This is a genomic window from Serratia sp. 2723 (genome assembly GCF_050434425.1).
Classification (GTDB): domain Bacteria; phylum Pseudomonadota; class Gammaproteobacteria; order Enterobacterales; family Enterobacteriaceae; genus Chania.
This window is the reverse complement of the sequence record NZ_JBNDIN010000016.1, coordinates 56,254-75,924: the sequence shown is the minus strand read 5'-3', so window position 1 is coordinate 75,924 and position 19,671 is coordinate 56,254. Positions and strand designations below refer to the sequence as shown.

The window sequence follows — 19,671 nt, the reverse complement described above, 5'->3', positions numbered from 1 at the left end:
AGGGCAACCCGGCGCGGTTATCGGTATAGACGTGGTAGCGATAATGAAAAAACAAATTTATGACATGGATGGATATCGGCTCACGTTACGGCGTGCAGCCACAATCGGACTGTTTTTGGGCGGATTAGGCGGGCTGACAGGTCAGACTCTCGCCGCGCCGCAGGTCGAATTTAACTGGCAAGCCGCCCCGACAGAGCGTTCGGTGATGACGCTCACTTTACAGGATGCGATCCTGCGAGCCTTTGCTCGTAACCCGCAGATCGCTCAGGCTTCGGCACAGATTAACGTGGGTAAAGCCGATCTGGCGCTGGCGCAAAGCGCCTGGTTCCCGCAAATTGCCCTCAACAGCAATTTTGGCAAATCCAGCCAGACCGACTCCTCCGGCACCTTGAACAACTCCGCCTCGGCGGGCGTGACCCTGAACCAGTTGCTGTATGACTTCGGTAAAACCAGCGGCAGCATTGAGGAACAACATAACCTCTCCGATGCCTATCGCTTCACGCTGTACCAAACCATGACCGAGGTGGGTCAGCAAACGCTGCAGGCTTACCTGCAAGTTAAACGCTATCAGGACTTGGGCAGTGCGGCGGAGCGCAATCTGGTGTCACTGAACCGGGTCAAGGAAATTGCCGAGCTGCGGGCCAATGCCGGCCTCAGTTCGCAATCCGACGTGCTGCAGGCACAAACCCGCATCGCCGGGATGAATGCCACGCTGGAACAGTATCGTGCCCAGCACCGTTCGGCCCTGGCACAACTTACCGTACTGACCGGCATCGTGCCGGATAAACTGCCGGACCTTCCACAGCAACTGCTGCAACAGAAAATCACCCTCAAGTCGCTGCCCTATCAAAAAAGCAATGCGGTGCTCAGCGCCCAGGCCAAGCAGGAGGCCGCGACCCAGCGCATTCGCCAGGCCGAGGCCCAGCACTGGCCTACCATCTCGGTTCAGGCAGGCCGCACCCGCTATGAGAGCGATGGCAACGATGCCCAATCCTATTGGAACGATCAGCTACAACTCGTAGTGCAGGCACCGATCTATCAGGGCGGCGCGGTCAATGCCAAGGTCGATGCCGCTGAAGGCGCTCGCCAGGCAGCACAGGCTCAGGTCGAAGCCGCCAAGCTGGATATGAACCAGAAAGCCTCCACGGCCTATGCCGATTTGATCGGGGCACAGCAGCGAGAACTGGCCGGATCGCAACAGCTGAGCAGCGCGGACTACACCCGCAGCGTCTACCAGGACGAGTACAAACTCAGCAAGCGCAGCCTGAACGACCTGCTCAGCGTGGAACAAGATGTGCTGCAGGCGGAAAGCTCGCGCGTCATCGCCCTGTACGACGGCTGGGACGCGGCGGTGCGTTACGCCTCCGCGGTCGACAACTTATTGGATATGTTGGGTATCGAGCGCCAACGAGCCAGTGGCGACGACTTACCGTCGCTGTAGTCTGAATGATTTTGCCAGGAGCGCTTATGTCACAACCTGCTTCACTCGAAGCCTGGATCGCAGCCATGGCCCGGGCGGCCAACGGCTACGGTCTGGCTGTCGATATCAAATCCGTCCGCCAGCAGATGCGCTGGTATGAACAACTGCCAGCCTCCCGTCGCCTGGAACGCCTGGGCCACCTGATGGGGCTTAGCGTCAGCTTGCAACCACGGGAGAAGGTTCGCTGGCGTAACGAGATCCTGCCCGCGCTGATCGAGATCGACGACGGCGGCCTGATGGTGATCGAATCCCTCGACAGCGAGGGCAAGGCGCTGTACTGGCTCAACGACAGCGGCGACGTGCAACGAGAGGCCGAGCTGGTGGAATTGCTGCTGAAAGGGCAAGGCAGCATTGTGCTGCTGGGAGCGGCGGAGCGCGGGCAGGATGCGCGTATCGACGACTTCGTGCAGCCCTACCGCAAACACTGGTTCTGGCAACATTTTCGTGGGGCCAAACGACAGATTGGCGAGATCTCGCTGGCATCGATCATCAGCAACGTGCTGGCTCTCGCCGGTATTCTGTTTTCGATGCAGGTGTATGACCGGGTGATCCCGGCCCAGTCTTACTCCACCCTGTGGGTGCTGTTCTTCGGGGTGCTGATCGCGGCAGCGCTGGAGTATGCCATCCGCCTGTCGCGTACCGTGATCTCCGATCTGATGGGCAAGAAAATCGACCTGAAGATCTCCGGTATGCTGTTTGCCCGCGCCCTGGCGATCAAAAACGAAGCGCGGCCAAAATCGACCGGCTCGTTTATCTCGCAACTGCGGGAGATCGATCAGGTACGGGAATTGCTGACCTCCACCACCGTGGGTGCGGCGGCGGATATGCCGTTCGTGCTGCTGTTCCTCGGCATTATGGCGCTGGTCGGTGGTCCGTTGGTGTTTATCCCGATGCTGGCGATCCCGCTGATCGTCATTCCCGGTATCTTGCTGCAATGGCCGATGGCCAAGCTGGCGAAGGAAGGCATGCGGGAAAGCGCATTGCGCAACGCGGTGCTGGTTGAGTCGATCGAAGGGGTCGAGGATATCAAGGCACTCCAAGCCGAGCCTTACTTCCAGCGCCAATGGGAGCAGACCCACGCGGTCAGTGCCAACATCGGTATGCAGCAGCGGCTGTGGGGGGCGCGGCTCAGCGGTTGGGCCTCAACGGTACAGCAACTGACCTATGCCGGGATGCTGGTGTTTGGCAGCTATCTGGTACTCAACGGCGATATCACCACCGGTACCATGGTGGCCTGTAGCCTGCTTTCCTCACGCACCATCGCCCCGCTGATGCAGTTGACCATGGTGTTCTCACGCTGGCAGCACGCCAAAACCGCCATGACCGGCCTTGACGATCTGTTGAAAAAGCCGCTCGATAAGCCGGAAGAGGGCAAAATGGCCCACTGCCCGGTGCTCAGCGGCCATTTCCAGCTGCGTAATCTGCAATACAGCTACGACGTGGAGAAAGGGGAAAACTCGATCACCGTCAATAATCTGGAGATCAAACCCGGAGAACGGGTGGCGATCCTCGGTAAGGTCGGCGCGGGGAAATCGACGCTGCTGAAGCTGCTTTCTGGTCAGGCTAGCGCCACCCGGGGCAAGGTGATCATCGACGGAGTCGATATCAGCCATATCGATCCCAGTGATGTGCGCCGCCAACTGGGCTTTCTCTCGCAGGAGTCGCGGCTGTTTTTCGGCAGCCTGCGCCAGAACCTGATGCTCGGCCATCCTCACGCCACCGAATCGGAAATGCTCCAGGCGCTGCGTATTTCAGGAGCACTGAGCCTGGTACAACAGGACGCCGCCAGCCTGGATCGCATTATTCATGAAGGTGGCCGCGGCCTGTCCGGCGGCCAGCGCCAGATGGTGTTGCTGAGCCGTATGATCCTGCGCAACCCGCAAATCGTGCTGCTGGATGAACCCACCGCCTCCATGGATGAACAGCTGGAAGAGTATGTGATCCGCCAGATGCACGGCTGGCTCAGTGGCCGCACGCTGGTGCTGGTCACCCATCGGCCAGCGCTGTTGAAGCTGGTGGATCGCATCGTGGTGCTGGATAACGGCCGCGTGGTGGCCGATGGGCCACGGGATCAGATCCTGCAGGCAGCCAATAAGCCGATCAATAAAGAACAGGGCGTAGCATGAGGAGCAAGCAATGAGCAATATCACCATGCAAGACGATCTGGCACGCCAGGGGCGGCGGCATTCCTCGGTACTTTGGTTGACGCTGTTGGGGATGATCCTGTTTGTGGTTTGGGCCTATTTTGCCCTGCTCGATGAGGTCACCGTCGGCACCGGCAAGGTCACGCCCTTAAGCCGGGCCCAGCTGATTGAGAGCCTGGACGGTGGGATTATCGATCACCTGTATGTGCACGAAGGGGACATCGTCAACAAAGGCCAGAAACTGGCGCAGTTGGATGTGAAACGCTTTCAGTCCAACTATGGCGAAGCCTTTTCCCGCGTGCGCACCCTGCGCGCCTCCGCCGAACGCCTGCGTTCCGAGCTGACCGGCGAACCACTTCAGTTCAGCGCCGATACTTTGAAGGAGCCAAGTCTGGTGGCCCGTGAACGCCAGTTGTATGAGTCCCGCAAGCGCAACCGCGATGAGACCGTCAGCAACCTGCAACAGTCGATGCAGTTGGTCCAGCAGGAGTTACGCATGACCGAACCGCTAGTCGCCAAAGGGGCTGCCGGTCAGGTTGAAGTGATCCGCCTGCGTCGGCAGGTCAGTGAACTGCGAGGTAAGATTGACGAGGCAATTAACCAGTATGCCGTGCGTGCGCGTGAGGAACAGGTAAAAAACAACGCCGATCTGGACGCCCAGCTGGAACTGGTTAACGGTAAGGAAGATCAGTTGGAACGCGCCACCATGGTTTCACCTGTGCGTGGGATCGTAAAGGACATTCAGGTGACCACCGTGGGCGGCGTGTTGCAGCCGGGCGGCAAGCTGATGGAGATCGTGCCGTTGGAAGATCAGTTGCTGATCGAAACCCGCATCAACCCCCGGGATATCGCCTATATCCGCCCAGGTCTGCCCGCCACCGTCAAGGTAACCGCCTACGACTCTTCGATCTACGGCAACCTGAATGGCGAGGTGGAGAACGTTTCCCCGGATACCATTCAGGACGAGGTCAAACGTGACCAGTATTACTATCGGGTTTACGTACGCACCAAGCAGGCGGAGCTGATGAATAAGGCGGGTAAGAAGTTCCCTATTGTGCCGGGGATGGTGGCCAGCGTGGAGATCAAGACCGGGCAGAAAAGCGTGCTGGATTACCTGATAAAACCACTGAACAAGGTGAAGGAGTCACTGCGGGAACGGTAATTATTAAAGGCCAGAGAGTGGTTAGCCTCCCTGGCCTTATTTACGTTTCCACCTTCATCAGTCGATGAGTCTGCGGATCAGTTCCAACAGCGCAACCAGCGCTTTCAGAACGATGAGAACTTTATCAATGAAAGTTTTCATCCGTTACTCCTTAAAAAGGAGTGAGAGCCCCCTACTTGCCCTTACATTGCCTGTTATAGGAGTTGCCCTTCATTGTTAGATATTGGCTGCTTCACTCCGGCTAGAGCACCAGAACCGGCACCACCCGTAACTCTAGCCAGGACTTGAATACGTTCCCTCGCATACCAGAGTTCAACAGCAAACAGAGCTAACCCTATGATTATATCCGCTACGCGGTAGTTTGAAAATCAATCAAATCCTGCGTATACTGATCGAGTTAGATATTGGCTGTTTCACTCTGGTTAGAGCCACCAACTCAGGCCGGAAAGTAAAAAAACCCGATTCACCATCGGGTTTTTTTACGCCTGAAACTCGCTCAAAAATCAGAAAAACTCACTGCCCGCGCCGCGCCCTGCCCACCGCTTCACCCAACTGCCATACCGCCATCGAATAATGCACGCTGTGGTTATAGCGGGTGATGGCGTAGAAGTTCGGCAGGCCGTACCAATATTGATAGCGGTTACCCATATCCAGGCGCAGCAGGCTGACCTGCTGATTACCTTCCAACGAGCCTTGTGGCGTCAACCCGGCAGCAGCCAGCGTAGCGACCGAATAGTTGGTTTTAAAACCGGTCTCTAAACCGGGAGCCTGACCATTAGCCGGCACCGCCACCGTTGCCCCACGCGTCCAGCCATGGGCTTTGAAGTAGTTGGCCACGCTGCCGATGGCATCCACCGGATCCCACAGGTTGATATGCCCGTCGCCGTTGAAGTCAACCGCATAGCTCTTGAACGATGAAGGCATAAACTGGCCATACCCCATCGCACCGGCGTAGGAGCCGCGCAGGGAAAGCGGATCGTCACCTTCTGTGCGTGCCATCAGCAGGAAGGTCTCCAGTTCGCCGCTAAAGTAGTCGGCGCGGCGCGGGTAGTTAAACGACAGCGTCGCCAGCGCATCGATGATACGCGTTTTGCCCATCACCCGGCCCCAACGGGTTTCCACCCCGATAATGCCGACAATAATTTCTGGCGGTACGCCGTAAACCTGCGAGGCGCGCTGGAGCTCCGCTTCATATTTATTCCAGAACACCACCCCGTTCTGTACGTTGTCCGGCGTCAGGAACTTGTTGCGATAGCGGATCCAGGCGCCGTTTGGCGAGGTCGCAGGCTTACCAGCAGGTGCTTGCTTATCCATCAGAGCCACCACCCAATCCAGCTGTTTGGCCTGGGCTAGCACGTCATGCAGTTGCTGGCGCTCAAAACCGTGCTCCTGCACCATCTTGTTGATAAAGCGCGCCGTTGCCGGATTGTCGGCAAAGTCACCGCCCAGAGGATGAATGGCATGCTCCGGTTCAAGCATAAAGCCACTCTGCACCAGGCTTTCTGGAGGAGCCAGTTGCTCGGTAGGTTTAGGCTCGCTGCTACAGGCAGCCAGCAAAGGGAGCAGGGGTAAAAGCGTAACCAGATGACGCATCGGATATCCATATAGGCCAGGCAAAATAAGTTGTCGCTATGTTAAGCCATTGTCTAACGCGAACAAACAGGAATATGTTCTCCGGCACCCTCATTTTGTTCATAAAATATCCGGCTGAAAAACAAGGTCACATATACACTTAGTAGTACTTACCTTTATCCAGGCGACACCCGTTCAACGCTACTACGCCAGATTGTTTCATTGCCCCTGGAAACTGACGCAATCAACGTGTTTTCTCTCCAAACAGCACACAAGGAATAACGTATATGAGTAAGCTCCGCGATCAGGAACCGCCACGCCGTGCCCTGCTAAAACGTACCGCAGCCCTTTCAGTATTAGCCATGACCGGCATTGCCGGTTTCACTGCGCCTTCTGTAACCTTTGCCGCCGCGATGACCAAAGAACAGCGCGACAAAATGACGCCAGACGACATCATCGAAAGCTTTAAACAAGGCAATATGCGCTTTCGTGAAGGCAAAATGCAACAGCATGACTATGTTGCCCAGAAGCGGGCCAGCGCTCAGGGGCAGTTCCCGGCGGCGGTCATTTTAAGCTGTATTGACTCACGCGCCCCGGCGGAGATCCTGCTGGACGTCGGCATCGGCGAAACCTTTAACGCGCGCGTTGCCGGTAATATTCAGAATGACGACATTCTGGGCAGCATGGAGTTTGCCTGCGCTGCTGCCGGAGCCAAAGTGGTCCTGGTGATGGGGCATACCGCCTGCGGTGCAATAAGAGGGGCCATCGAGAATGTCGAGCTGGGGAACCTGACCGGGCTGCTCAACAAGATCAAACCGGCCATCGACAAGACCGAATTTAAAGGCGAACGCAGCGGTAGCAACTATGAGTTTGTCGATGCCGTCGCCAAAACCAACGTCGAGATGACCATCGCCGATATCCGCAAAAACAGCCCGGTGCTGAAAAAGCTGGAAGAGGAAGGAAAAATCAAGATTGTAGGTAGCATGTACTATCTGGATGGCGGCAAGGTCGAGTTTCTCGCTTGATTCCTAGGTGTCCCTTCACAACAGCGGTGGGCATTGGTTCGCCGCTTCTTATAACTCTTCTTGAGTATCAATGCATTACATCACACAGCATTTAAATAATTATTATGCTAATAATTAAAAATCCCTCTTTTGATCAAACACCCTTCCAGCAATCAACATAGAATTCACAAAAAATTAAACTCACCAAGGATAGGGTTTTACATGGAAATTAATATTAATGGCCGTTTGGTCGCACTGAGCAATATCACACCAGAGACTCCCCTGCTGTATGTCCTACGCAACGATCTGCAACTCAACGGCCCCAAATATGGCTGTGGCCTGGGTGAATGCGGTGCCTGTACCGTGCTGATTGACGGCGTTGCAACCCGCTCTTGTTCCACCCCGCTGTCTGCTGCCCAAGGGAAAGCGATCACCACGCTGGAAGGGTTAAGTCAGGAAGGCCATTTACACCCGGTGCAACAGGGCTTTATCGATGAACAGGCCGCGCAGTGTGGCTACTGCACCAACGGCATGATTATGACGCTGGTGGCACTGTTCGAACGCGATCCCCAAGCCAGCGAGCAACAGATCAAAAACGAATTAGCCTTCAACCTGTGCCGTTGCGGTACCCATCTGGAAATTCTGGCTGCGGCGCAACAGGCCAAGCGGCTACTGGCCGAGCGCGGTGCCCAATGATGGAGATGCAAATAACCCGTCGTCGCCTGCTGCAGGCGGGTGGCGTAGTGATGGTCAGCAGCCTGTTACCCTTCAACGCGCTGGCGGGCAGCCCTGCCACCGCAGGCAAAGCGATCCCCCTGGATCGTATCAGCAGCTTTATTGCCCTCAGTGCCGACGGCAAAGTGACCGCGTTTAACGGCCACGTCGATCTCGGCACCGGCATACGCACCTCACTGGCACAGATTGTCGCCGATGAACTGGACGTGGCTTTCGATGATGTCACTCTGATCCTGGGCGATACCAATCGCACGCCCGATCAAGGCCCAACCATCGCCAGCGCCACCATTCAGGTAACCTCGGTTCCCTTGCGTCAGGCTGCAGCGCAGGTGCGGCAATTGCTGGTGGAACTGGCAGCTATTGCCTTCAAGCGCCCGGCCGCACAGCTGACAACCGCCGATGGCTTCGTGTTTGCCCCAGATGCGCCCTCAGTCCGCCTGAGCTACGCCGAACTGGCGCGTGGGCAGGATCTGCATCTACCGCTGGACAGCAAAGTGGTGCTCAAAAGCCCGCAAAGCGGCCAGTATGTGGGCAAACCGGTGGCGCGCGTCGATATTCCGGCCAAGGTTCGCGGCCAACTGACCTATGTGCACGATATGCGCCTGCCTGGCATGTTGCATGGCCGGGTCGTACGCCCGCCTTATGCCGGAGCAGACAGCAGCTCGCCATTGGGAAAAGCACTGATCTCCGTCGATCGGGACTCTATCGCCCACCTACCCGGCATTGTCAAACTGGTGGTCATCAATGATTTTATCGGCATCGTGGCCGAGCGTGAGGAGCAGGCGATCGACGCCATGCGCCAGCTAAAGGTGCAATGGCAGCCCTGGGCCGGGTTACCGGATCTGTCTTTGGATAAGCTGCACGCTACGCTGGAAGCCATGCCGAAAGCCGAGCGAATTCTGCGCGACGATCCGGATACCACCAGCGCCCTTGCCGCCGTCACAACGCAGGTCAATGTCGATTACGTCTGGCCTTATCACCTGCATGCCTCTATCGGCCCTTCCTGTGCCGTGGCCGAGGTAAACGCGCATCAGGCGGAAATCTGGTCTGGTACACAAAATCCCCACGACCTGCGCAAAGACATTGCCAAATTGCTTGAGCGTGAGCCGGAGCAGGTACATATCAACCGCATGGAAGCTTCTGGCTGCTATGGCCGTAACTGTGCCGATGACGTTTCGGCAGATGCGGCCTTACTGTCACAGGCTACCGGCAAGCCGGTGCGGGTGCAGTTGATGCGCGAGCAGGAAGCAGGCTGGGAGCCAAAAGGCAGCGGGCAATTGATCCGCATACGTGGCGGGCTGGATGCCAATCATCGGGTCGCCGCCTATGAGTTGAGAACCAGCTATCCCTCCAACAACGCCGTCACCCTGCCGCTGGTATTAACTGGCAAGGTCGCCAACCAGCCAGACGTTCAGCAGATGGGTGATCGTACCACCGTACCGCAATATCAATATCCACATATGCGGATAATTGCGGAGGATGCGGCCCCCATCGTGCGGGCTTCCTGGATGCGTGGCGTGTCGGCACTGCCGAACGTCTTTGCCCATGAAAGCTGGATCGACGAATTGGCCTATCTCGCCAAGCAGGATCCGATCGCCTACCGGCTGCAATATTTAACCGATCCGCGCGCCATTACGTTGATCCAGGCGCTGAAAAAACAGGCCAACTGGCAGGATGGGCCAGCACACCGCCAGCCTTTGGCAGAGGATCAAGAAGTAGTCAATGGCCGAGGTTTCGCCTATGCCCGTTACTTCCACAGCAAATTCCCCGGATTTGGTGCCGCCTGGGCGGCCTGGGTCTGCGATCTTAGCGTTAATCGCCGCAACGGGCAGATCAAACTGAACAAGATCTACGTTGCCCACGACTGCGGGCAAATCGTCAATCCGGCCGGGGTACGTCATCAGGTACACGGCAACATTATCCAGTCTGCCAGCCGTGTCCTGAAAGAGTTTGTCACTTTTAACAGCAGCGCAGTGACCTCATTGGATTGGGGGGGTTACCCCCTGCTGCGGTTTGACGAACTGCCAGAGGTGGATATCCAACTATTGGATAACCCGCATGAACCGCCGATGGGAGCAGGTGAATCCGCTTCCGTACCGAGCGCTGCCGCCATCGCCAACGCGTTATTTGATGCGTTGGGCGTCAGGCTGCGCGAAGTACCCTTCACCCCGGAACGGATCCTGAAGGCTTTAGCTACAGCTACCTCTTCCAGCCATGCAAACGGGTAACACATTATGCACAAAATAAAGAAAATCGCTGGCCTGGGCGCGCTGGCCGTTGCCATCATCGTCGCCGTGGGAGGTATTGCCACCTGGCAACCAGAAATGGTGCAAATCGATCGCCTGGATACCCATACCTTCAGCCAGGCGCAGATTGAGAAAGGCAAGCAGTTGGCCGCCCTTGGTGATTGCGCGGTTTGCCACACCCGTCCCGGTGGTGAACGCAATACCGGCGGGCTGGCGATGGAGATCCCGTTCGGCACCATCTATACCAGTAACATTACGCCCGACCTGGAAACGGGGATTGGTGGATGGTCCTATCCCGCCTTTGAACGCGCCATGCGTCACGGGGTCGATCGCCAGGGCAATTACCTCTACCCGGCTTTCCCCTATACCGCATTTACCCGCACCAGCGACGAGGATCTCCAGGCGCTGTACGCCTACCTGATGACGCAGCCAGCGGTACATTACCAACCGCCGAAAACCTCATTACATTTCCCGTTCAATATCCGTCAGGGAATTGTGACCTGGAACTGGCTCTATCTGACACCCGGAGCCATGCAGCCAGACGCCAGCCAGAGTATAGCGTGGAATAGGGGAGCCTATTTGACGGAGGGGCTGGGCCATTGCAGCGCCTGCCATTCACCGCGTAACTTCCTGTTTGGGGAGCAAGGGGGCAGCGAACATCTGAGCGGCGGTGTCGCAGAAGGCTGGAGCGCTCCGTCCCTGACCACCAACCCTCAGTTACCGCTGGCCTGGAGCCAGCAGGATCTGCTGGCCTTTATGCAAACCGGCTACTCCGCTAAACACGGTGTGGCAGCAGGGCCGATGGCACCGGTGATCGCGGAAGGTCTTTCTCAGCTGCCACCAGAGGATTTGCAGGCCATTGCCACCTATCTGCATTCTTTCCACCCTCAGGATGAGGGCCTGCCCGATAAGGCCGCTGAGATCAACCGGCTGGCGGAGCAAAGGGTTGAGCCGCTGTCTTCGCAGGGAGCACGGATTTTCTCCGGTGCCTGTATGGCTTGTCACTCTCAGGAGAAAGGCGCGCAGATGCAGGGCGTGCGCCCTTCTCTGGCCCTGAACAGCAACCTGTATAACAACAGCCCGGATAATGCCATCCGCGTGGTGCTTTCCGGTATCCAGCATCCGGCCAAAGGCGAATTAGGCTATATGCCTGCGTTCCGCAATAACCTCAACGACGAGCAAATCGCTGCGCTGCTGCACTATCTACGGCAGGACTTTGCCAATCAGAAACCGTGGCCTGATTTGCCACAGCGGATCGCTGAATTACGGGCGGAAACGGCCCCCTCACCCCAACCCTCTCCCACAGGGAGAGGGAGCTGATACGGTGTTGTGTTCAGGTATGAGAGACGAGCTGTAACACCGTCTGGATAATCAATAATCAGCCGGCAATCGCTGCCACCCCTCTCCCACAGGGAGAGGGAGCTGACACGGTGTTGTGTTCAGGTATGAGAGACGAGCTGTAACACCGTCTGGATAATCAATAATCAGCCGGCAATCGCTGCCCCCCCTCTCCCACAGGGAGAGGGAGCTGATACGGTGTTGTGTTCAGGTATGGGAGACAAGCTGTAACATCGTCTGGATAATCAATAATCAGCCGGCAATCGCTGCCCCTTCTCTTCCCTAGCCCAAAAAGGATAGGGAACCAGAGTGTTGTGGTTAGGTAGATTTCCGTAACGTATAGCAAGCTCGATCGGTCCCCTCTTCCTGTGGGAGAGGGTTAGGGTGAGGGGGCCTTTTGTAACTTGGCCAACAGCGTTTTACGGGTAATGCCGAGCTGTTTGGCCGCCTCGGTCTTGTTACCGGCGGTCTGTTCCAGCGCCGCCAAAATCGCCTGCTTCTCTACCTGCTCCAACGGCTGGATCGGTTGGCCACATTGGCGATCCGGCTGCACATCGACGCACTGGCTGATGCTCAGCGGCAGCTCTTTTTCACTGATAAAGTCCCCGCTCAGCAGGATCACCCCGCGCTCAACGCTGTTTTCCAGCTCACGCACGTTGCCCGGCCAAGGGTATTTCAGCAGCATATCCATCGCCAGCGGGGTAAATCCTTTGACCGGCTTACGGTTACGCTCGGCAAATTTGGCCAGAAAGTGCATCGCCAACAGGGGAATGTCTTCGCTGCGCGCCCTCAGCGGCGGGCTGTCCACCGTCACCACGTTCAACCGATAGTAGAGATCCTGGCGGAACCTGCCAGCCTCCACGTCCGCTAACAGATCCCGGTTAGTCGCCGCGATCAGGCGTACATCCACCGACAGAGTCTGATTACTGCCCACCCGCTGGATCTCCCGCTCCTGGATCGCCCGCAGTAATTTTGCCTGCATCAACGGCGATACTTCACCAATCTCGTCCAGGAACAGCGTGCCCTGATCGGCCTCCATAAAGCGCCCTTCCCGGCGCTTATCGGCACCGGTAAACGCCCCTTTTTCATGGCCGAACAGCTCAGACTCCAGCAGAGATTCGCTCAAGGCGGCGCAGTTGATACTCACCAATGGCCGATCCTTGCGCAGGCTGTTGGCGTGCACGGCCCGGGCTATCAACTCCTTGCCGGTACCTGATTCGCCACTGATCAACACCGTCGCTTCGGAAGGGGCAATCATGGCGATCATTTCCAGCAGCTTGCGCATCGGTTCACTGCGGCCAATAAAACTTTGCTGATCGAACCGCAAGCGCTGCTTCAGATCCTGGTTCTCACTCTTTAACGAGGTGTGCTCCAGCGCGCGTGCCAGCGTGAGCTGCAACGTATCAAAATCGAGAGGCTTGGTCAGATAGTCATAAGCCCCCGCCTTAATCGCTTCCACGGCAGACTCCACGTTGGAGTAGGCGGTCATGATCAGGATCGGGATCGCCGGATTATAGCTTTTGATGGCCTTCAGCGCCGCGATGCCATCCATTTCCGCCATCCGCACGTCGCTCAGGATCAGATCGAACGGCTGTGCCCTGACCTGTTCCAACGCTTGGCGACCGTTATGCGCCACGCTGAGCCGGTAGCCCCAGCCGCTTATCAGCGCCTGGAGTATGGTGCAGTGACTGATATCGTCCTCAACCAGCAAAATATGTGCACTAGGCGTCCGCATGAGCCTCTCCTTGTTGATTACTGTGCCTGAGCGGGATCACCATTGCAAAGCGGGTGCCCGCTGGTTGGCCGCTGCTGACGGCGATTGTCCCCTGATGCTCCTCGATCACTTTCTGCACCATGGTCAAGCCCAGACCGGTGCCCGTCGCCTTGGTAGTGAAGTAAGGGTTAAAGATTTTTCCAAGGTCGTCAGGTGAGATACCGGCACCCGAGTCGCTGACGGTAATGCGCATCTCCCGATCCTTGGTCGCTTCAACTTCAACCTCGAGTACGCCATCCGAGCCAATCGCCTGGATGGCATTGAGATACAGATTCAACAACACCTGAGTGAGGCGATCGGGGTCGATCTCCACCAGCGGCAAAGCTTCATCACAGCGGGAACGGAGGATGATATTGTTACGCTCTGCATCCTGACGGATCAGGTGCAGCGAATGTTCGATCACCTCGTTCATCGCCACCCGCTGCAAACGCAGATCGGCAGGGCGCACCAGCGCCAGTAACTCGGTGATCACCCGGTTGAGACGATCGACCTCTTTCGCCATCACCTTGGCCAGTTCATGCTGTTCGCTACCCGCAGGCGAGCGGTCGGCAAAATACTTGGCAAAACCCTTGATGGAGGAAAGCGGGTTACGGATCTCATGGGCCACACCGGCCGCTAAATCGCCGATGGCTGCCAGCTTTTCTTTGCGACGAACCTCCTCCTGCAGTTGGCGAATTTCCCGCATATCGCGAAAGATAAACACGTTCCCCAGAAAATGGCCGCTGTGGTTAACAATATTCGCCACGCTGATGCTCAACGGCAGGCTCTGCCCACCAGCCAGACGATGGTCAATATCCTGTTCGATAATCGGCTGACCGTGGCTACTTTTCTGTGCCAGTTGCTGCCATTCGGTGGGCAGCGCCTGATGGCTGGGCTGGCCAAACAGCTCGGCGGCATCACAACCCAGCATCACTTCTGCCGCATGGTTAACCACCCGGATCTGGTGTTGATCATTAGTAGTGATCAACCCCATCGGCAGGTTACTGATAATTTCACTGGAGAAAGCCTTTGAGTCTTGTAACTGCTGGCTGGAACGTTGATAACGCCGCCCCCAGAACAGCGCCAACAAACTGGCTAACGCCAACAACAGCAGGATGGACAGCAAAATAGAGGTGTTGCGCATATCCTTTGCCTGGGTGGCATCCAGCGCGACGGTGTCAAACGCCGCAAAAATGACGGCCTGCTCATCATCCTGAAGCTCGGCTGCCTCTTGCATACGCGATCGGTTCATCATATGGCCGGAGTGGCCGCTGCCGCGCTTGAGCGGCCTAAACCAACGGTAGGCTTCGAAAGCCTGCTGTTCATCAAAGGTCGTCATATGCCACTGTTCATCGCTGGAAGCCTTCAGCTCTGCCATCTGTTGCGGGCTATACAGCGACTGACCAACGCGCTGCGGATCGCTGTGCGCCAGGACACGGCCGGAACGGTCGGTTATGGCGATGTACAGCACGCTCGGCTGATAGGCCATCTCCTCCAACAGGGTTTGACGCTGATCGTGACGCCAGCGCATGCCCATACCGGTACGGGCACCGGATTCAAACGAGCTCATCAACACCGCGCTTTTTTCTCGTAGCGTTTGGATCTCCACCTCACGCCCACGCTGCAGATCTTTGATGGCCAGCGTAATAATAATACCAAGCAGTAACGCGACCGCAGCGATCGCTATCCAGGCGGGTAAGAGCGTCGATTTGGTTTTAAATTCCATTGGCTTCCTCTGCCACCGGCACGCCAGCGTGCGGGTAATTATTACCCATACTAATAGCATCGCGAGTAAAAATAACCCACTTAATCTCTGATTTGCGGCCAGCAAACGGCCATCTTCCGCTGTCAGTTATTTTTATTACTGTCATAAACTTAACGCGCTGCATGTTGAAGCTCCCTGGCGGGCGCCCGTTGGTTGAGCTAGCCAAGCCATCACGGCGATCCTGGATCTATACAATTCCCATGCCAGCCTGAAGCTGGCACGACGGTTGCAACACGACAATTGCAAATAAAGAAATGGGATCCATGACCCCTAAACAAAAGGAAATCAATCATGACGCTAACTAAAACCACCCTCGCCGCCATTATCTCCGTTGCCCTGCTGGCCGGTGTTAGCACTACCGCGCTGGCGCAAAATGGTCATCACGCAAACATGACCAATGCGCAGGGAAATCATCAGGGGATGGGCTATCAGCACGGTAACCGCGCGAACCTGACGCCAGAGCAGCAGGCCGTCAGCCAGAAAGCCTTTGATGAGTTCCAGTTGAAAACCGCCGATTTGCGCCAACAACTGATGTCCAAACAATACGAATATCAGACGCTGCTGACCGGCAAGCCTTTGGATGAGCAGAAGGTCTTGGCCGTGAGTAAAGAAATTACCGCCTTGCGTGACAACCTTTACCAACAACGCGTGGCGCTGGATACCGATCTGGCCAAGGCCGGCGTGCCGATGATGGGCCACGGAATGAGCGGCGCGGGGATGAACGGCGGACGCGGCTGCCATTAAACCCTAACCTTGCTCCAAGATAAAATCGGGAGAATACCAGAACCATTCTGGTTTCTCCCAGCAATCCCCCGCGACTCATTTACCCCTAGCAAATAATTAACAATCCTCGAAAGCCAGAAGATTCTCATCAAATTAACGTAAAACCACACGCTAAAATTCTTAATCTTTATTCTTACGTCCGAATATAATTTTTTTTCGTATCACCTGAATAAAATCAAGTTCCTGCCATACTTATTTGCATGAGACAGCAACTGTCTCTTTGCGCACTTAACTTGCCTGGAGTTTTCTCATGAATAAAACCATTATTGTTGTCGCTCTTGCTGCCGCCGTTCTCAGTGGATGTAACGCTAATCGCACCGCTTCCGGCGATACCTTTACTGCAGCGCAGGCCAGGCAGGCCAACTTCGTCACTTATGGCACGCTGGTATCCGTGCGCCCGGTAACCATTCAGGGTGGTGATGGCACCAACGCTGCCGGAGCCATCGGCGGGGCCGTGGTCGGTGGCTTCCTGGGTAATACCGTTGGTGGTGGCACAGGGCGCAATCTGGCAACGGCGGCGGGTGCCGTGGGGGGCGCAGCTGCTGGCTCAGGTATCCAAAGCGCCATGAACCGCAGCGCCGGGGTGGAACTGGAAGTGCGCCGGGATGATGGCGTGAATATCGTGGTCGTTCAGGCACAGGGCTCAACCCAGTTCCATAATGGGCAGCGCGTCGCACTGGTGACCAATGGCAGCACCACCACCGTATCACCACGCTAGAAGGAGCGGGTTGCTTCAAGGTTTAGGAGCCAGACCGCAACATGGCTCCTTACTACTGGGATACCGAATTCAGGGACGATCTCCCTTTACGGGATAATAGCGAGTTTTCCGGCTCGGCCATTACAATAAAAAACGGAGTTGAACCTGATGTTGATCAAATGGATTAAACGCATCGCCTTGCTGCTGGTGGTATTAATCATCGGTGCGCTGGGGGCGAGGATTTATGACACCCAGCGTGGGCCATCGCTACAGCTTTGGCATACCTTTGTCCCCAATGAAATGCGCGCCGATAAGATCGATAAGGCCAGTTGGGCAGACTATCTGACCGCCGAGGACGCCATTTTCGAAGAAGTCCGCCAGAATGTGACCGACAAGCTGGACAGCAGCCAGCAAACCTCGTTAAACCGTTACTATGCCGGCAGCCCGATCTATCCGGAAAAATTCCTCACCGACTGGAACCGCTCCTACATCATGATGCCGGACGGCAAACCGAAAGGCGCTGTCGTGCTGTTGCATGGTTTGACCGATACCCCTTACAGCCTGCGGCATATCGCGGATAATTACCGCGAATATGGCTATGTAGCGGTCGGTATTCGTTTACCGGCGCACGGCACCGTACCGGGAGCACTGACCGATGTAGACTGGCAGGATTGGATGGCCGCCACCCGTTTGGCAATACGGGAAGCCAAACGCCTGGCGGGTGACGACGTACCACTGCATATCGTTGGTTTTTCTAACGGCGGCGCATTGGCGATGAAATATACGCTCGATGCATTGGATGATCCTCGGCTGACCAAACCCCAACGTGTGGTGCTGATTTCACCGATGATCGGCGTCACCAGCTTTGCCCGCTTTGCCGGTATTGCCGGTTGGCCTGCCATCTTCCCGGCGTTTGCCAAGGCGGCCTGGTTGGGGATTGTGCCGGAGTTTAACCCGTTCAAATACAATTCGTTCCCGGTTAATGCGGCACGCCAGTCCTTCCAGCTAACCCAGGCATTACAAAAGCAGATTGCCGCCGATGCGCGCAACGGCAAAATGGGTGAGCTGCCACCGATTTTGACGTTCCAATCGGTAATGGATTCTACCGTCAGCACCCGCGCGGTGATCACCGCCCTGTATAACCATCTGCCCGCCAACGGCAGTGAGGTGGTGTTATTCGATTTAAACCAGGCGGTGGCGTTTGGGCCGTTACTCAGAAGCTCATCCTATACCGCGCTGCCGCGGCTGCTGCCACCGGCACCGCGTAACTATACGGCCACCATCGTCACCAACGTGACACCGGAAACCACCGATACCGAGGCGCGTACCATCGTCGCAGGGCAAACGGCCGAGACCACCGATCTACTCGGGATCACCTATTTGCCGGATATCTTCTCGCTGTCACACGTGGCGTTGCCGTTCCCGCTGAGTGATTCCCTGTACGGGCGTTACCCGGAACCGCGCAATCAGTACGGCATCAGCCTGGGGACCTTTGCCGCACGTGGCGAGCGGGCGGTGCTGGTGGTCGGGCTGGATTCGCTGATGCGCCTCTCCTCCAACCCGTTCTTCCCTTATTTGCTTAAACGCATAGATGACAATATTGGCCCTGTGCCAAAGAAATAAGGTAGGTTGACCCCGGCCAGTGCCCTATCGGTGCTGGCCGGGTTAATCTCTGGCGAAAATAGCCGAGTTAGAGCTCACGGGTTTTAATCGGACAGGCCGTCACTCAATAATAGTTAACCGTAAACGTCACTTTGCCGTTCGCCTTGCCTGGCGTAGGGTTCGCTGCGGTTTGAATATAGCGGGCGGCCAAGGGCACCTGAATCGTCGTGCTGCCATCTTTCGGCAACGTCATAACCTGTTCTGTGGAAAAATTAAACGGTGTCGGCGTCTGGCTGCTTAATCCCCAACCAAGCTGGATACCCACACCGCTTGCTGCTCCGGATACCGTCGAATCGATAGCCATCACCCCATTGGCAGCATCAATGGCATCGCCGACTGGCGCTAATCTCACACCAATCGTGTTATTGAGTGAGGTCGTGGAGGTACTTTTTCCCGTATTGTAATCCATTAACAACGGTGCATTAGTCGAATTATAAAAGCCGTAAAATTTGGGGCAATTGGTCAAAGCAATTGAGGCATCTTTCCAGGGGGTTGTCGAATTTAGCGCCCTAAAATGCTCACCTATTTCATAGGTGCCTAAATTAACCGAGACATCGGGCGTGGTGCAGGTTTGTGCCGACACCGTGATGTTTCCTTGAAAACTGACATTCCAATAATATATCGGCAACCCACTGATTGCGGCAGCATTTGTGTGGCTGGTACCCGAATGGTCCAAACCATACTGCATAGTAGGAAAATTGGCGCCACTGATGCTGTAACTCCCCGGTGTAAGAGGGCCTGTTTTAACCAGTGCGACCGAGAAATTCTTGTCTGAACCTATCAACATATTCCGGAGCGAATAACCTGATTCAAGCAGCTTCTGATTTTCAGCCCTTCTCGGGGCGGTTGTTACAGGATTAGTGCTGATATCACTTAAAAAAATGGCCACACCGATACCGGGTATACCAGTCTGATAGACCCCATCTGTAAAAGGTCCGACAGGTAGGCTCGCGAGAGGTTGTGGAGTCGTTTTCAGGCTCGCTGATATACTGGTATACAGATATTTTCCAACATCAGAGGCCGGCCATTTTACCTCAGCGTAGCCATCTTTCATTCTTAGCGTTGCCCGATAAAACACCGTTCCTACAGGTGCGTCTACACCAGCCGAAATTACCGGCGGAGACAAAGGAACGGCTACAGTCTGAATACCGGTTGGTAAGGTAAAAGTCACAATAGCCCAACTTGTAGGGCTGAAAATGGGTAACAAGATCCCAGCCAGTAAACCTAGCACTCTATTTATTGATAACGTCACAGGTAACTCCCCTCTTTCTGGCCATCCATCCAGGTCTGGCCAGAAAGGAAAATAGTGGTCATGATGAGCGGCCAACCC

16 protein-coding genes are annotated in these 19,671 nt (G+C 56.1%); 10 read left to right on the top strand and 6 right to left on the bottom strand.

What is annotated here, in order from left to right:
• Window positions 1-64: 64 nt before the first annotated feature.
• Genes ABIE29_RS20320 through ABIE29_RS20310 form a run of 3 tightly spaced genes read left to right on the top strand, consistent with a single transcriptional unit; the run spans window position 65 to window position 4,786 of the window.
• The gene (locus tag ABIE29_RS20320) at window positions 65-1,441 is read left to right on the top strand and encodes a TolC family outer membrane protein (RefSeq protein WP_429620818.1); all 1,377 of its coding nucleotides are present in this window, start codon (window positions 65-67) and stop codon (window positions 1,439-1,441) included.
• Between the two features lie 26 nt (window positions 1,442-1,467).
• Complete coding sequence (locus tag ABIE29_RS20315) at window positions 1,468-3,606, top strand: type I secretion system permease/ATPase (protein ID WP_429620753.1); 2,139 nt, start codon at window positions 1,468-1,470, stop codon at window positions 3,604-3,606.
• 10 nt (window positions 3,607-3,616) lie between these two features.
• Window positions 3,617-4,786 (top strand): HlyD family type I secretion periplasmic adaptor subunit, encoded by a 1,170-nt coding sequence (locus ABIE29_RS20310; RefSeq protein WP_429620751.1) that lies wholly within the window; start codon window positions 3,617-3,619, stop codon window positions 4,784-4,786.
• A 57-nt stretch (window positions 4,787-4,843) separates the two neighbouring features.
• On the opposite strand, the gene dinQ is transcribed toward ABIE29_RS20310, so the two are convergent.
• Together dinQ and mltB are read right to left on the bottom strand one after the other, a co-directional pair.
• Window positions 4,844-4,927, bottom strand: a complete 84-nt coding sequence (gene dinQ / locus ABIE29_RS20305; RefSeq protein ID WP_429620816.1) for a damage-inducible type I toxin DinQ — start codon at window positions 4,925-4,927, stop codon at window positions 4,844-4,846.
• A 372-nt stretch (window positions 4,928-5,299) separates the two neighbouring features.
• Window positions 5,300-6,379: a lytic murein transglycosylase B gene (gene mltB, locus ABIE29_RS20300; RefSeq protein WP_429620749.1), complete on the bottom strand. Its 1,080-nt coding sequence runs from the start codon at window positions 6,377-6,379 to the stop codon at window positions 5,300-5,302.
• A gap of 266 nt (window positions 6,380-6,645) precedes the next feature.
• Here mltB and ABIE29_RS20295 point away from each other — a divergent pair, with 266 nt between their 5' ends.
• From ABIE29_RS20295 to ABIE29_RS20280, 4 genes are all read left to right on the top strand, one after another.
• On the top strand, window positions 6,646-7,383 hold the full coding sequence (locus tag ABIE29_RS20295) for a carbonic anhydrase (RefSeq protein WP_429620747.1): 738 nt from the start codon (window positions 6,646-6,648) through the stop codon (window positions 7,381-7,383).
• 201 nt (window positions 7,384-7,584) lie between these two features.
• Window positions 7,585-8,058, top strand: a complete 474-nt coding sequence (locus tag ABIE29_RS20290; protein WP_429620745.1) for a (2Fe-2S)-binding protein — start codon at window positions 7,585-7,587, stop codon at window positions 8,056-8,058.
• Window positions 8,055-10,325, top strand: coding sequence for a molybdopterin cofactor-binding domain-containing protein (locus ABIE29_RS20285; protein ID WP_429620743.1), 2,271 nt, complete (start codon window positions 8,055-8,057; stop codon window positions 10,323-10,325). The genes ABIE29_RS20290 and ABIE29_RS20285 overlap by 4 nt, the downstream gene beginning before the upstream one ends.
• 6 nt (window positions 10,326-10,331) lie before the next feature.
• Window positions 10,332-11,663, top strand: coding sequence for a c-type cytochrome (locus ABIE29_RS20280; RefSeq protein ID WP_429620741.1), 1,332 nt, complete (start codon window positions 10,332-10,334; stop codon window positions 11,661-11,663).
• Window positions 11,664-12,060: 397 nt separating this feature from the next.
• On the opposite strand, the gene ABIE29_RS20275 is transcribed toward ABIE29_RS20280, so the two are convergent.
• The 3 genes from ABIE29_RS20275 to ABIE29_RS20265 are packed head-to-tail and all read right to left on the bottom strand — an operon-like array spanning window position 12,061 to window position 15,323.
• Window positions 12,061-13,416, bottom strand: a complete 1,356-nt coding sequence (locus ABIE29_RS20275; protein ID WP_429620739.1) for a sigma 54-interacting transcriptional regulator — start codon at window positions 13,414-13,416, stop codon at window positions 12,061-12,063.
• Entirely contained in the window at window positions 13,403-15,160 is a 1,758-nt protein-coding gene (locus ABIE29_RS20270; protein ID WP_429620737.1) for an ATP-binding protein, read from the bottom strand. The genes ABIE29_RS20275 and ABIE29_RS20270 overlap by 14 nt, the downstream gene beginning before the upstream one ends.
• Entirely contained in the window at window positions 15,150-15,323 is a 174-nt protein-coding gene (locus ABIE29_RS20265; RefSeq protein ID WP_429620735.1) for a hypothetical protein, read from the bottom strand. The genes ABIE29_RS20270 and ABIE29_RS20265 overlap by 11 nt, the downstream gene beginning before the upstream one ends.
• 167 nt (window positions 15,324-15,490) lie before the next feature.
• Here ABIE29_RS20265 and ABIE29_RS20260 point away from each other — a divergent pair, with 167 nt between their 5' ends.
• The 3 genes from ABIE29_RS20260 (at window position 15,491) to ABIE29_RS20250 (ending at window position 18,302) form a co-directional block, all read left to right on the top strand.
• Entirely contained in the window at window positions 15,491-15,943 is a 453-nt protein-coding gene (locus ABIE29_RS20260; protein WP_429620733.1) for a periplasmic heavy metal sensor, read from the top strand.
• A 289-nt stretch (window positions 15,944-16,232) separates the two neighbouring features.
• Entirely contained in the window at window positions 16,233-16,700 is a 468-nt protein-coding gene (locus ABIE29_RS20255; protein ID WP_429620731.1) for a glycine zipper 2TM domain-containing protein, read from the top strand.
• A 147-nt stretch (window positions 16,701-16,847) separates the two neighbouring features.
• The gene (locus ABIE29_RS20250; RefSeq protein WP_429620730.1) at window positions 16,848-18,302 is read left to right on the top strand and encodes an alpha/beta hydrolase; all 1,455 of its coding nucleotides are present in this window, start codon (window positions 16,848-16,850) and stop codon (window positions 18,300-18,302) included.
• Window positions 18,303-18,405: 103 nt separating this feature from the next.
• On the opposite strand, the gene ABIE29_RS20245 is transcribed toward ABIE29_RS20250, so the two are convergent.
• A complete protein-coding gene (locus ABIE29_RS20245) occupies window positions 18,406-19,593 on the bottom strand; it encodes a fimbrial protein (RefSeq protein WP_429620728.1) in 1,188 nt (395 codons plus the stop codon).
• Window positions 19,594-19,671: the final 78 nt, after the last annotated feature.